The following is a 12348-nucleotide window of genomic DNA, read 5'->3' on the forward strand; positions in this document are numbered from 1 at the left end:
CTCTTTTTTTAAGAAAAGAGCATGCAAACTTAATACCGACCTGCAAAGTGGCTTTATATTACGTTAAAATCGGCTTTAGGATTTTAACAATCATCTTTACGAAAACAGCCTTCTCTTAAGACAACCCCACTGGTAAAAAGCAAGAAAGGTTGTTTGTAATTTCTCCTCCGACACGGTAACCGAGCGCGGATGATTTTCCGTTAATAAGAAAACTCCCTGTTAATACATGCCCTTTTTGCTTACCTTTTTCTGAATTGTATGTAACAGTGGGCAGTTCGATATACTGCTGAAAAATGGATGGAACAGCGTTGTAGTTTTTATGTTTTTCTTCCATTATCAGTTTACCAGTGGAACTGTATATCTCGACTGTGTCTCCTTCTCTCCCGAAGATAGGCTTTTTGACAAAAGGAACATGCTTCGTTAAAAACGGCTCCGCTTCCAAATAAGTAGGCAGGAAATATTCGTTAATCCAGTCATGCTCTTCGGGTGTGAAAAACGGATCATTATCCTCATGTAATCCCCATATTACCGCCTGCACAGCTTTATTCTGCAATAAGAAAGCAGACGGAGGATTGATCATTGCCAATTTCTTTGTTTTTACAAGTTCAAGCAGCCACATACCGATTTTATTTCCAGATTCGTCTTCATCCATTATGAGGCTTTCTATCGGAAATGTTTGCCGGTAGAGGATGTCAATCTTACGGCCAGTTTGATCATATAGGCCAGTCCCAGGTATGATACTTAGTTTATCTAGTGCAATGAACCTGGAAGGTAAACCATATAAATCCTGCAAATATAAAACTGTATTTCGATCTTCTATATTGTCTTCATGCGCAGTGAAAACAACATATGGTTCAATTTCTTCCAGCCATTTTGCAGATGCAGCAACAGCAATCCGGACAGCTCTGGCCAGTTGATCCTCCATTCCTTCATTTGGATTTCTGAAGCCAAATTGAGTCGCTACAGATCCATTTACGCTAAATAATTCCTTAACGAAGGTTGGAGTATCAGAATTGATCTCAATGCACTTATATGTATTTTCTGTTTTAATCAGGTCCAGCCTTGCGATAACACTTTCAACATTTAATGTCTTGAGCCTTATAAAATCGAGGGTTTCAACCGGATACCCCAGTTCACTCAAGGTATCCAGTTGAACATTTCTCAAGAGCTCACTAACTTTAAAAAATATTCTGCCGATTCTATTTGTACAAAGCCTGATGGCTTCAACTTCCCCCTTATCAATGGTAGAAATATCAAATAAGGCATATTCCTCCCCATACAAATCGGGCCAGAAGTTCTTTATTCCACTATAAAATCCTTCTCTATTTGCTTTGTAGTTTTTCATGGAATGCCTCCTATTCCATGTCGTTTTCACCAATGGCTTTAAGATACAGGACGTAAACTCCCCGATCTTCATCCACTTCAGTGGAGGTAACAGCCATTTGCCCGAAACCAGGAACATCAATAATATCCTTTAAGAGATAGCGGATTACATCAAGGTGTGTCCGACAAGGAACAGCAGTTAGCAACTTATAATTCTCACTTTCCTTGAATCGCCGGAATTCCACGTGGATTCCTATTCCCCGATAACTTTTCTCACCAAGGACATAATTGTTCCTGCCCCTGTCTTCAAGAACGAGTATTTCTTCATCCCCAACCATCTCATTGGATATCAGTTCATACTGGCTTCCTTTAATAATGAAATAAGTGCAAAGCTGGCGGGCATAAAACTCATCTATTCCGACATTCGGGATCGTATATTCGTATAATGGTTCATAGTTGTCTTTTCCATCATGAACAAAATAAGTTAGTTTTTTCATGGATGTTTTCTCCTCCTAATAAGAAAGGCTTTTTGCAACAATCCAGCCTACAGCAAGAGAAAGTGAGAAGAGAATGACACCAACTGAACGGTTGTCTTCTTCAATCGCTTTTTGGAGGCTATATCTGACCGTAATAACCTCAGCGACAAAGAATACTATAATTTGCGTAAAAATCCCAATGGAACCCCAGATAGCCATATCCAGAAGGGATACCGAATATTCTGCTGCTGCTCCCAGCACGATTGCTAGTCCCAGCATTTTCCCTCCAAGCGAAAGAGCTGCTGTTATATTTCTTTTGCCAATCAGTTCAAACTCCTTAATCTTTGGTGTAGCCAACACGAATAAGCCCACACCTGCCGTCAGCAAAAGCAATCCAAGTCCTAAATAAGCGGCAAAATTCAAATATAAATTCATTAATTTTCCTCTCCCTTAACCGCCAGTAGTGCTTCTTGACCCGCTGCCGAATCCTGAACTGCCCTTTGGCGAAGTGTTTTTATAATTGCTGTCCAATCTTGCCCCTTTGAATGATGAACTGTTCTTGTACTTCGTATAGTCATTGCTCTTATAGAGTAATGATCGATTCGCAAAGAACATACCAGCGAAAAAGTAATGTCCAAAATATGGAGAGTTGTTATCATCACATTCCCAGACACCATCTTCATTGTCCCATTCCCAGTCTGAACAATCGGTCCCTTCTGGTACTGGAGGGATATCCTGGCCCTGCTCAGAATTCCAATCCTGCCCTTCATCGCCAGATACATCCGGTTCCCAATCCCGGTCCGGAATGGCCTGTGGGTTGTTATTGCAACCAGCCAGCCCCATCATCAAAGCCGTAGCAGAAATACTCGCGATAACCTTTTTTGTTTTGCCCATTTATTTCACCTCTTTCTTATTGACGTAAATATTTACGGAAGACCTGGTAAAAAGTTTCATATTCCTTCTTACTTTCCAGATTACAACCTTCCTTTTATTGTAACACTTTCGTTTCGCAGTGATGCTGAATTCTACAATCAGTTTATTAATTCCTTCCTGCACTTTACTATTAAGGCTGTTTTCGTAAAGTTTGTTGTTAAAATCCTAAAGCCGATTTTAACGTGATATATCCCCATTTTGCAGGTCGGTATTTAGTTTGCATGCTCTTTTCTCATAAGAATCGTCAACTCCACGAGGGAATATAGGCACTCCAATTTTGTATAGCAACAACGTTTGAGAAAAGAGCCATTATTAAAGAGTGAATGACGGCGGTTCGTTTTTTCCTATTAACATTCAATCTTTCCCATAAAAAAATTCCTCGAAATTAAATTCCTCTATTTCCGCGTTTCCTAATGCGATTTTTGCTAAAATAATTTCAAATAAGCATAAACCTGCTAACATAATAATTCCTGCAACCATAATGACAGCTCCTTTAAAATATGTTTGCATATACAATAATTTATGGAACGCGTTTCAGGTCAAGAATAATCTTTGCGAGGTTTTTTTAAATGGCTAATATCCGAGAAATTGCCCGACTGGCAGGAGTGTCGGTTTCCACTGTGTCACGGGTGTTGAACCATCATCCATATGTAAGCCCAGATAAACGGGAAGCAGTGCTGAAAACAATAAGAGAACTGGATTACAGCCCTAATATTAATGCTGTTCATTTATCCCGGGGAAAGACCAATATGGTCGGAATCGTATTGCCAACAATCAATCACCCTTATTTTTCAGAACTCCTGGAAGGAATTGCTGAAGAAGCAATAAAGCATAATATCCAGCTGGTTCTCTTCCAGACAGGTTATCAACAAGAAAAGGAATTCGAAGCGTTAGAACAACTTCGAGGCCATCTTATTGATGGGGTTATTTTTGCTTCACGTGCAATTCCGTTTGATTCACTTTTGAAGTATAAAAATGCAGGGCCGATGGTGTTATGCGAGGACTCTGATCAAGATGATTTTCCTTCTATATCAATTAAACATGTTGCAGCATTCAACCTGGGGTTGGAATATTTAATATCAAAAGGTCATAAGCGGATTGCCATTTGTCTTGGGAGACTAGAAGGAACAAATAGCCAAAAACGCCAGAAGGCATACGAGGAAAAGATGAAGATGATTGGTCAGAAGGTACAAGAGGAATGGATTCTTGGCAAATGTTTAATGATTCAGGATGGGAAAAGAGTGGTGAATCGTTTTTCACAAATGAAAGAAAAACCCACGGCCTTTCTAGTGGGTAATGATCAAGTTGCAGCCGGTATTTTTACCGAAAGTGTAAAACAAGGACTTGCTGTACCTGAAGATGTAGCCATTTTGAGCTTTGATAACCATCAGATATCTGAAATTATGGGAATAACAACAATTGACATACCCACTAAACAATTAGGTTCATTTGCCTTCAACTCATTTATTAAGCGATCTGGCGATAGTACATATGCAGAGAAGATCGCTCTTCCATTTAAATTAATTGAGCGACAATCTGTATAGAATAAGAAAAGCGCAAGCGCCTTGTTCAGCCCCGACAAGCGCTGGAGGGCCTGACAGTGAAGTCGTTCTTTGACTTCATTGGCAGGACCGAAGCGTCTCGAGGGGCTAGGCGCTGGAGCTAGACACTAATCTAAGTGGATAAATTTATACTTTCTTATCCAAGAACAAAAAGCGCAAGCGCCCCGTTCAGCCGAAGCGACTCGAGGGGCTAGGCGCTGTAGCTGGAAAAACAAATAGTTATCCACATTGGGATAATTTTATAATTTGCTGGATAACCAAAAAACCTGCCAATTATCGGCAGGTCACTTGTTACTTTATTCTGCTTTTTCGATCTATCAATTCAATGGTATCGTCCGTCATGTAATATTCGTGGGAATCCATCAAAATGTCTTTCAATGACTCAGGGACCCTATTGGCATCGTAACTACAAATGCTGATTAATTTTGTGGCCTGGAGAAATACGTCCGCTTCTTTTTCGTAATCCCCAAGATTCTGGACGATTTCCTCTTGATCCCTCCATTCAACATGAGCCCAAGTCTGAATAGGAATATTATTTTCCAAAAAAGGTGAAAGCATGTTATCTAAATAACTAAGAATAGTATCCTTATTAAAGTTGCCACGATAGCAGTAAAATTCATAATTATTGATTGTGTGAATCATTTCCTGTTGTTCCTCATTAAACTCAGCTTTGATTCTCTTCTGGAGTTCAGGCAAAATCCGGTCATTTTCTATGATCATCACGTGATTGCCGAGTCCAATTGCCGCTGTAACATAGACTATAAGGTTATCAACATATTTCTCTTCGTTTTCGAATGAATAAAAAATATGGGCACCATTTTCTTTAACAGTAGAGATCAAATCCTGGATTCTTTTGCGCATTGTATCAGTCTCCTCCGGAATTCAAGGGAAACAAACAATGAATTCACATATTCAAAATATACCCTTTATAATAACATACTTCTATCCATTAATCGATTGAACTTGTTTATGATTCAATCAGGTCAGATTATATATACAGATTAGGGTTTTAATATCCCTATATTTTCCCAACAAGGTTTTTTAATCTATTCATTTTATTTCTCGAAATTTTCTTTTAACAGGGATTACTCTAAAAAACTCACCGATCAATTGCCTGTCGGTGAGTTTAGTATTATTCCATAATAACAGTTTTGAGTTTGCCAGCTTTTGCGTTCACATTACTTAAAGCCTCACGGTATTCAGATTCTAACTGGCTAATAATCTCTGATGCAGATTGTATATTATTAATAGCTCCAACTCCCTGCCCTGCTGACCAAATGTCTTTCCAAGCCTTGGCATTCGTCTCTCTTTGCATCGAATCAAAATTAACATGATCTTTTTTCTGTAGGGTTTCAGGGTCTAGTCCGGCCCTGACGATGCTTGGCTTTAGCATATTCGCTTTGACACCAGAAAAAGCATCGGTGAGAATAAGGTCTTCTTGAGTTGCATCCACTACCATTTGCCTGTACTCATCATTGGCCATACTTTCCTTTGCCACAATGAATCTTGTCCCCATGTAAGCAAGGTCTGCTCCTGCAGCCTGTGCAGCAAGTACGGCCTTTCCGGTGGTGATTGATCCTGCCAGAACAATGATCCCATCCCAAAAGGTCCGTACAGAATCAACGAAAGCAAAACCATTAAGATCCCCAGCATGGCCTCCTGCTCCGTTAGCGACTAAGATAAGCCCGTCTACTCCTGTCTCTGCAGCTTTCTTGGCAAATTTTACATCACTGACATCAGAGAAAACAAGGCCCCCATATTCATGGACAATGTCTACCACTTTCTTAGGACTCCCGAGTGACGTGATCACAAGCTGAGGTTTATGCTTTTTTATTAAGGCAAGCTCTTCCTCAAGCCTACTGTAAGTACTATGTACCACCATATTCATAGCCCAGGGTGCTATTTTCCGTTCTGGCTCTTGTTTTTTTGCTTCTGCTAATTCGTCATTCAACCTGCCCATCCATTCATCTAGAACTTCTATTGGTCGGGCGTTTGGAGCTGGAAATGATCCAATCACTCCATTTTTACAGCAGGAACTTACCAAATCAAGACCTGAGACTAGGAACATTGGGGCTGCTATTGCAGGAACAGATAGCTGATCCCACCAGCTTTCTGGAACCACTTTACTCATCGTATCATCCCTTCTACATTTCTAAATTTTCTGAATATCTATATCATAGTTTAACTTATCGGATTTTTCAATCTCGATGAATATTTTATTATTTTAAAAAAACGCTGTTTTCGTAAAGATGGTTGTTAAAATCCTAAAGCCGATTTTAACGTAATATATACCCATTTTGCAGGTCGGTATTAAGTTTGCATCTTTTCTCAAAAGAAGCATCAACTTTACAAGGAATATAGGTAATTCACTCCAATTTAGTATTCAATAGCAACAAAGTTTGAGAAAAGAGCCTTAAAAAAAGAATCCCCCACCTTAATGTGAAGGATCCTTACGATATTTCTGCTGAATCTTTTTTATGCTGTTAAGAGTACGTACTAAAATTGTATCATTTCCTTCTTGTGGGTTCTTTAAATATCTGCGCCATATAAATTGACTTCCTTCTTCTATCAACAGCAAAACAGTGATTGGCAGCAGCAAGAGCCAAATCCAGGTCCACATATTTCAGGCTCCTTTCGAATGGATACATTATCCTATTCATTTCTTTACCTCAAAATGTGCGAATGCTAAACATTAACTCTTTTTAGTTTGGTTCCTTGTATTCCATCGCCCTTTTACTGTCTCTGTATCCTTTAGTAGTTGGATCTTGTATGATCCCGAGCATGGCAAGAATCATGAATATACCGTTCACCAACATCAAAATTTCATTTTGTAGTTCATCTGTTAACCTGAAAGTTGTCCACCCTAAAATATTCAATCCTTCCAGGACTATTTGGGCTACAATCATAAGTTGTGATATGAAAGCAATAACCCAGGCTTTATTTTTGAACCTAATACCCCAGTTAAACAAATGCATCATTCCTTCCACTGCTTCTATTCATAATATATTCAGCTGAAGGAATTGGTTGTCTGCTTTTGTCCCGGCCTTCTTATTTTATCTTCTTTTATCTAATCTATCTAAAATATCTTCACGGTGGATGAATATTATAATCATTACAAGTAATCCAGTAATAAGAAGGACAAGAGGCTGGATATCAAAATAATAAAAACTTATAGGAATCAAAACAAAGGAGCCTAGACCAGCAAATGTAAAACTTTTTAAGAAGGGATAAAGTATAAGAAAACCAAAAATGATAACTAAAGCTGTTAACGGTTCAAAGGCGAGCATCCCTCCGATAAACGTCGAGATTCCCATTCCACCTTTAAATTTTAAGGTAATCGGCTTTACATGGCCAATAATTGCAAATCCCAATCCACCCAATATGAATTCAGGTGACAGTTTAAAATATTCACCAATAAGTATCACAACGGCCCCTTTTAGCGCATCACCAAGAAAAGTCAAAACGAATGATACTCTTCCATGTACCCGGCCGGCATTCCGCGCCCCTACATTACCGCTTCCTTCAACTCTTATATCCTTTTTCCCGAGGAACTTTACAACGAAATATCCAGCCATCAAGGTGCCTAGAAAATATGAAATTAAAAAATAGCTAAAGATAGTCATGGCAACACAACCTGTCTAACAATATTAATAGAGTTTATTCGATATAAGGCAGATAAATTCCTTTATAAAAATTCCCATAGGTCAGTTGACATATACTTCCTTTATTTACCAGTTATGATCTTTGGATTGCGACCTTATTCCCGCTGAGGTACTGTTTTTTCATATAAAAATAGAATAGTAAAAATACAGCTCCTGAGAACAATCGTAAAACAGCTGCAAGATTCATAGCTGTTTCAATTGAACTTAACTGAAGCAAATACACACCAACCTGTGGTGCGATAAAGCCTATAATCGCTAAAAGTATGTTATATTGTGCGATAAAACTTCCCCGGTTCTCCTCCTTCGTCACTTCAAGAAGCTGATTAAATAACAAAAGAACGGTCCCAGAAACAAAAAGGCCGGAAGTAAAGTTGACGAAAGTTAGGTAATACATATTTTTTGAAAGAATTGTTAGGAATGGCGCTGATGCCATCCCGACCGCAGTAACTGCCAGCATCTTTCCATTACTGTGCTTATCAGCCATCCTTCCCCACCACTTGAAGCTTATGATCTGACCTACCTGATTCGCCACAGTTATAATGCTGATCCAAAAACCAGTCATATGAGCGACTTTGATATTATAAATATTGAACAGAGGCCAGGCTAGCTGCCAGGCAAAGTTGAAAAACAAACCGCATATCAAGTAATAAATGAACGGTTTATGTTTATAAGCGTCCCAGCCAAGATTTAACCGTTTCTTGCCTGGTACGATTTCTTTCTTTGGTTCTATATGTCTATTTAAATAGAAAACTTCTGCAATGCCAAAAAGAAACGCTAAAACAAAGAGAATCTGATATGGCAGAGGATTGGATTTGTCAAACCATTGAAGCCCTATTCCAATCAGCAATGTCGTAATCATACCAGCTATGGTCAGTATCCTGTTCCTTTCACTAAAGAAACTACTTCTACGCCTGTCTGAAATAAGGTCCCCGATAAATGACTGCCAGCTAAGCATTGCGAATGATCCAGGAAGATTCATTAGACCGATCAGTATGACAAATGTCCAGGCTCTGTATTCTTCAGGCAGATAAATGACCAAAAACATCCCCAGCAAAAATAAACGAGTGAACAAAATCGAGAGACCAGTGAACCTCTTTTTTTCCTGCAGCCTGCTCATGATCACGGTACCAAGAATCATTGCGAACATACCTATTATTTGAGGCAGAGAACTAATTAATCCAACTTGATAATTCGTAGCTCCGAGAACACCAATTGCAAATAAGGCAAAGTAGTTATTGCTCATACTCATAACAATCGTAGAAGCGACACCATTTATTATGCTATTCTTTTCATTCCTCTTTGTTATTTGTGAAGGACTTTCCATACATTCCTCTTCTTTCGAATCATTCAAATTATTTTGGATATCGAAATATCCACCTAATTTTACTCCTTCTGGTTTTTGCTGGCAATAAGATTTTTTCTACAAAATAAACAAAGAATTTTCTGGAAATAAGGCTTTTTAAAAAGGGGATTTTTAATCTTAATTGGTTAGCTTTTTTAGAATGGCTTTCTCTGCTCCAATAAAAAAAGGAGCACATGGCCCCTTACGATTATTTACACGTTCTTTAAAACTAGTTTCAATTTATTGTCACGTTCGCTTCTTTCTTCTTCTGCAGCAAGATCATACTTCTTTAGCAAGTGAAATACTTCATTCAAAATGTCCTGAGTATGTTCTTCCTCAAAAAAACGGTTGAATAACGGGTGGATGTCCTGCGGAAGGAATTCCTTTTGTGATTGGTATTTCTCCTGGACATCCTTTTTGCTGTGGTCGATATTGCATTCTCCCATACTGATCCCTCCTAATATGTATACCATTAGAATACCAGACTCTCTTTGTCTTTACCCAGCACTTTTAGGTTTATTCCTAACAAAGAAACCTGAATTATAGAAAAGGATAAAGGCCACGCGTTTATCGCCTTTATGTCTAACCGAAATGTATAGTGAGATAGAGCATTGAAATCAAGCCAAGGATAAAAGAGTACGTTGGGAATTTTACTTGATGATCTTCCTGGCTTTCTGGAATAAGTTCCTTATAGATGACAAAGAGCATTGCACCTGCCGCAAAACTCAATCCATATGGTACAAGCCCTGCTACTTCTGCAGCTAGAAAATATCCAATCGCAGCCGTTACTATTTCTACAGCCCCTGTAAAGGCAGCAATCATAAGAGCCTTCACTTTAGACATTTTCTGATGGATTAAATAAAGCCCAACGAGGAATCCTTCTGGCGCATTTTGCAGGCCAATTGCAAAGGCAATAATAGCTCCAAGGTTTTCTTCACCCGATCCATAACTCACCCCGACTGAGAGGCCCTCGGGTAAATTATGGAGAGTAATAGCTGTAATGATGACTAACGTTTTTCGATCAACACCGGAAAAAATTTTAAAGTCACTTGTGCCGAGGTCTTCAGTCTTTGAATGTATGAAATTCAAGGCAAACGTCCCTAATAACATTCCGATCGATAGTACCCAAATATCTGATGATTTCAAAGACTCTGGTATCAAGCTAAAGGTTGTAGCCGCCATCATGATCCCTGAAGCATAACCAAGAAGTAAAGATTTCAACCGGGGTGAGACATTATTTAGAAATAAAACTGGAATTGCTCCCAAACCTGTTGCCATCGCAGAGATGACAATTCCTAAAAAAGCATCTGCCATAACTTTTTCCAGTGCCTCCTAATTTACAAAAGTAAAATACTTTTCCCCTTAAATCAGGAAGTTACACTTGGAAAAAATTATCCGCTGTCAATCAGGTGCAACCAATTCAACTTTCATACGATCTGGACCTTCAAAGAACACCGCGTAGTGATCTGCCCCTCCAGCAAAAGGGTGTCTGTCTTGATAGAGGATAGGGATACGTCTTTCTCTTAGTTTTTCTGTCATTTGATCCACATGTTGCCGTGAATCTGCATAAAAAGCAAGATGATTCATACCAACTTGCGAGCGGTGATATCCTGCTTGAATGAACCTTTCTTCGGTTTGGACGAATACTATATAAGTCTTTTTAAATTTCCAACTCATGCCGCTGTCCCATTTTTGATATACTTCATATTTTAATTCGCTTAAAAACCAGCCCCAAAATTCTATTGTCTTATTTAAATCGGTTACATTGATTTCAACATGATGCAGCATTCTTTCTCATCTCCTGAACAATCTGTTTTTGTATTTTGTGCATAACTATTGGCAACACTAGAATGAAATTTTGTAGAAATTGCTTTGATTCTTATTATAGCAATACAGCTTTATTTCCATCACCCATCTTTTGTTGATTTGAAGCAGCTTTCTGACTCCTGATATCCCACTCTCATGGGTTCTGCTTTGATTCCTGTCCATCTTTGCTAATATAATAATAAGAGGTTATTAAGTTTGCTTTACTGAAAAACCAATCAAATTAATTAAAATAGCCTAGAAAACGTTTTTTGGGAGAATTTATGATACGTACAATTTCTGTTAGTCCTTATGGGGATATCCAAACTGGTCGAGGTATAGATTCATTGGTGTCAGACAGTGGTCATTGGCATTGGATTGACTTCAATGAGCCGACAGACGAAGAAATCGAATTTTTAAAAGAACCATTGCGATTCCACCCTTTATCCATTGAAGATTGTATCCATACACTTCAAAGACCCAAACTCGATTATTATGATGATTATCATTTTTTTGTTTTCCAGGCTCTGAATGGAGAGTCCATGCAGAAAGAAGAGGTTGATCTATTTCTTGGACATAACTATATCGTTACCTACCATAGCGTCAGCATGCGTGAAATTGACGATGTGTGGAAGAGATTAGAACTTTCAAAGTCGCCAGGAGAATGGAACCCATCAATCGTCCTCTATCATGTTTTAGATAAAATAGTCGATAACTATTTCCCTCATGTTTATCGAATTGAGGACTTATTGAATGAAATTGATGAGAATTCTGCTGACCGCTCGATGGAGGAACTGCTTGAAGAGCTATTCGATACAAGGCATGAATTGCTCTCGTTAAGACATACCATCACTCCAATGAGGGATTTGGTATACAGGATGATTAATTCCCATCGCCTTTCTGGAGTGCTTGAACAAAAAGAATATTTTGCGGACATCCATGACCATTTATTAAGGTTAGCTGAAAAGGTGGAAGCGAGCCGTGAACTGACAACAGATATGCGGGACAGCTATTTGTCAATCAATTCACATGAAACAAATCGCGTAATGAAAGTACTTACTGTAATCACAACCATTTTCATGCCACTCACCTTCATAGCAGGAATTTACGGGATGAATTTTGAGAATATGCCTGAACTCTCCTGGAGATTTGGATATTTTGGATCATTGTTCGCCATGTTCGTCATAGGGATGACCATGTTCTTCTGGTTCAGGAAAAAGGGATGGTTTAAATGAAGCAAAAAAACC

16 protein-coding genes are annotated in these 12348 nt (G+C 38.7%); 2 read left to right on the forward strand and 14 right to left on the reverse strand.

What is annotated here, in order from left to right; all coding sequences use genetic code 11:
* Positions 1–115: 115 nt before the first annotated feature.
* The 5 genes from AC0VX7_RS13625 to AC0VX7_RS13645 form a co-directional block, all read right to left on the reverse strand.
* Positions 116–1345, reverse strand: coding sequence for a glutathionylspermidine synthase family protein (locus AC0VX7_RS13625; protein ID WP_475424669.1), 1230 nt, complete (start codon positions 1343–1345; stop codon positions 116–118).
* 10 nt (positions 1346–1355) lie between these two features.
* Positions 1356–1820, reverse strand: a complete 465-nt coding sequence (locus AC0VX7_RS13630) for an RNA helicase (protein WP_475424670.1) — start codon at positions 1818–1820, stop codon at positions 1356–1358.
* A gap of 15 nt (positions 1821–1835) precedes the next feature.
* Positions 1836–2234, reverse strand: coding sequence for a DUF350 domain-containing protein (locus AC0VX7_RS13635; protein ID WP_215032584.1), 399 nt, complete (start codon positions 2232–2234; stop codon positions 1836–1838).
* Between the two features lie 15 nt (positions 2235–2249).
* The gene (locus tag AC0VX7_RS13640) at positions 2250–2693 is read right to left on the reverse strand and encodes an aminotransferase yhxA (RefSeq protein WP_475424671.1); all 444 of its coding nucleotides are present in this window, start codon (positions 2691–2693) and stop codon (positions 2250–2252) included.
* A 393-nt stretch (positions 2694–3086) separates the two neighbouring features.
* Positions 3087–3212 carry a hypothetical protein gene (locus AC0VX7_RS13645; protein WP_269745728.1) on the reverse strand — a complete coding sequence of 42 codons (126 nt, stop codon included), beginning with the start codon at positions 3210–3212 and terminating at the stop codon, positions 3087–3089.
* Between the two features lie 89 nt (positions 3213–3301).
* Between AC0VX7_RS13645 and AC0VX7_RS13650 the strand changes: the two genes are divergently transcribed.
* Positions 3302–4276 carry a LacI family DNA-binding transcriptional regulator gene (locus tag AC0VX7_RS13650; protein ID WP_475424672.1) on the forward strand — a complete coding sequence of 325 codons (975 nt, stop codon included), beginning with the start codon at positions 3302–3304 and terminating at the stop codon, positions 4274–4276.
* Positions 4277–4585: 309 nt separating this feature from the next.
* On the opposite strand, the gene AC0VX7_RS13655 is transcribed toward AC0VX7_RS13650, so the two are convergent.
* The 9 genes from AC0VX7_RS13655 to AC0VX7_RS13695 all read right to left on the reverse strand — a co-directional run bounded on the left by AC0VX7_RS13655 (position 4586) and on the right by AC0VX7_RS13695 (position 11086).
* Positions 4586–5155, reverse strand: coding sequence for an MEDS domain-containing protein (locus AC0VX7_RS13655; RefSeq protein ID WP_475424673.1), 570 nt, complete (start codon positions 5153–5155; stop codon positions 4586–4588).
* A 271-nt stretch (positions 5156–5426) separates the two neighbouring features.
* Complete coding sequence (locus tag AC0VX7_RS13660) at positions 5427–6425, reverse strand: NAD(P)H-dependent flavin oxidoreductase (protein WP_475424674.1); 999 nt, start codon at positions 6423–6425, stop codon at positions 5427–5429.
* A 303-nt stretch (positions 6426–6728) separates the two neighbouring features.
* Positions 6729–6914, reverse strand: a complete 186-nt coding sequence (locus tag AC0VX7_RS13665) for a hypothetical protein (RefSeq protein ID WP_475424675.1) — start codon at positions 6912–6914, stop codon at positions 6729–6731.
* A gap of 82 nt (positions 6915–6996) precedes the next feature.
* Complete coding sequence (locus AC0VX7_RS13670) at positions 6997–7272, reverse strand: phage holin (RefSeq protein WP_475424676.1); 276 nt, start codon at positions 7270–7272, stop codon at positions 6997–6999.
* A gap of 75 nt (positions 7273–7347) precedes the next feature.
* Positions 7348–7917 (reverse strand): glycerol-3-phosphate acyltransferase, encoded by a 570-nt coding sequence (locus AC0VX7_RS13675; RefSeq protein WP_475424677.1) that lies wholly within the window; start codon positions 7915–7917, stop codon positions 7348–7350.
* A gap of 112 nt (positions 7918–8029) precedes the next feature.
* Positions 8030–9280: an MFS transporter gene (locus AC0VX7_RS13680; protein WP_475424678.1), complete on the reverse strand. Its 1251-nt coding sequence runs from the start codon at positions 9278–9280 to the stop codon at positions 8030–8032.
* A 230-nt stretch (positions 9281–9510) separates the two neighbouring features.
* The gene (locus AC0VX7_RS13685; RefSeq protein ID WP_475424679.1) at positions 9511–9744 is read right to left on the reverse strand and encodes a hypothetical protein; all 234 of its coding nucleotides are present in this window, start codon (positions 9742–9744) and stop codon (positions 9511–9513) included.
* 136 nt (positions 9745–9880) lie between these two features.
* Positions 9881–10612, reverse strand: coding sequence for a ZIP family metal transporter (locus AC0VX7_RS13690; RefSeq protein WP_475424680.1), 732 nt, complete (start codon positions 10610–10612; stop codon positions 9881–9883).
* Positions 10613–10699: 87 nt separating this feature from the next.
* Positions 10700–11086 carry a VOC family protein gene (locus AC0VX7_RS13695; protein ID WP_475424681.1) on the reverse strand — a complete coding sequence of 129 codons (387 nt, stop codon included), beginning with the start codon at positions 11084–11086 and terminating at the stop codon, positions 10700–10702.
* A gap of 299 nt (positions 11087–11385) precedes the next feature.
* On the opposite strand from AC0VX7_RS13695, the gene corA reads away from it, so the two are divergent.
* The gene (gene corA, locus AC0VX7_RS13700; RefSeq protein WP_475424682.1) at positions 11386–12336 is read left to right on the forward strand and encodes a magnesium/cobalt transporter CorA; all 951 of its coding nucleotides are present in this window, start codon (positions 11386–11388) and stop codon (positions 12334–12336) included.
* Positions 12337–12348: the final 12 nt, after the last annotated feature.

The sequence above is a fragment of the Mesobacillus sp. QJM3NY_10 genome (assembly GCF_056173465.1).

Excerpts from the sequence above, each read along its gene's own strand:
- AC0VX7_RS13630 (WP_475424670.1), bottom strand. The coding sequence starts at position 1,820 with ATGAAAAAACTAACTTATTTTGTTCATGATGGAAAAGACAACTATGAA.
- AC0VX7_RS13675 (WP_475424677.1), bottom strand. The coding sequence starts at position 7,917 with ATGACTATCTTTAGCTATTTTTTAATTTCATATTTTCTAGGCACCTTG.
- AC0VX7_RS13690 (WP_475424680.1), bottom strand. The coding sequence starts at position 10,612 with ATGGCAGATGCTTTTTTAGGAATTGTCATCTCTGCGATGGCAACAGGT.
- AC0VX7_RS13695 (WP_475424681.1), bottom strand. The coding sequence starts at position 11,086 with ATGCTGCATCATGTTGAAATCAATGTAACCGATTTAAATAAGACAATA.
- AC0VX7_RS13645 (WP_269745728.1), bottom strand. The coding sequence starts at position 3,212 with ATGGTTGCAGGAATTATTATGTTAGCAGGTTTATGCTTATTTGAAATT.
- AC0VX7_RS13670 (WP_475424676.1), bottom strand. The coding sequence starts at position 7,272 with ATGATGCATTTGTTTAACTGGGGTATTAGGTTCAAAAATAAAGCCTGG.
- AC0VX7_RS13625 (WP_475424669.1), bottom strand. The coding sequence starts at position 1,345 with ATGAAAAACTACAAAGCAAATAGAGAAGGATTTTATAGTGGAATAAAG.
- AC0VX7_RS13655 (WP_475424673.1), bottom strand. The coding sequence starts at position 5,155 with ATGCGCAAAAGAATCCAGGATTTGATCTCTACTGTTAAAGAAAATGGT.
- AC0VX7_RS13635 (WP_215032584.1), bottom strand. The coding sequence starts at position 2,234 with ATGAATTTATATTTGAATTTTGCCGCTTATTTAGGACTTGGATTGCTT.
- AC0VX7_RS13680 (WP_475424678.1), bottom strand. The coding sequence starts at position 9,280 with ATGGAAAGTCCTTCACAAATAACAAAGAGGAATGAAAAGAATAGCATA.
- AC0VX7_RS13665 (WP_475424675.1), bottom strand. The coding sequence starts at position 6,914 with ATGTGGACCTGGATTTGGCTCTTGCTGCTGCCAATCACTGTTTTGCTG.
- AC0VX7_RS13685 (WP_475424679.1), bottom strand. The coding sequence starts at position 9,744 with ATGGGAGAATGCAATATCGACCACAGCAAAAAGGATGTCCAGGAGAAA.
- AC0VX7_RS13650 (WP_475424672.1), top strand. The coding sequence starts at position 3,302 with ATGGCTAATATCCGAGAAATTGCCCGACTGGCAGGAGTGTCGGTTTCC.
- AC0VX7_RS13660 (WP_475424674.1), bottom strand. The coding sequence starts at position 6,425 with ATGAGTAAAGTGGTTCCAGAAAGCTGGTGGGATCAGCTATCTGTTCCT.
- AC0VX7_RS13640 (WP_475424671.1), bottom strand. The coding sequence starts at position 2,693 with ATGGGCAAAACAAAAAAGGTTATCGCGAGTATTTCTGCTACGGCTTTG.
- corA (WP_475424682.1), top strand. The coding sequence starts at position 11,386 with ATGATACGTACAATTTCTGTTAGTCCTTATGGGGATATCCAAACTGGT.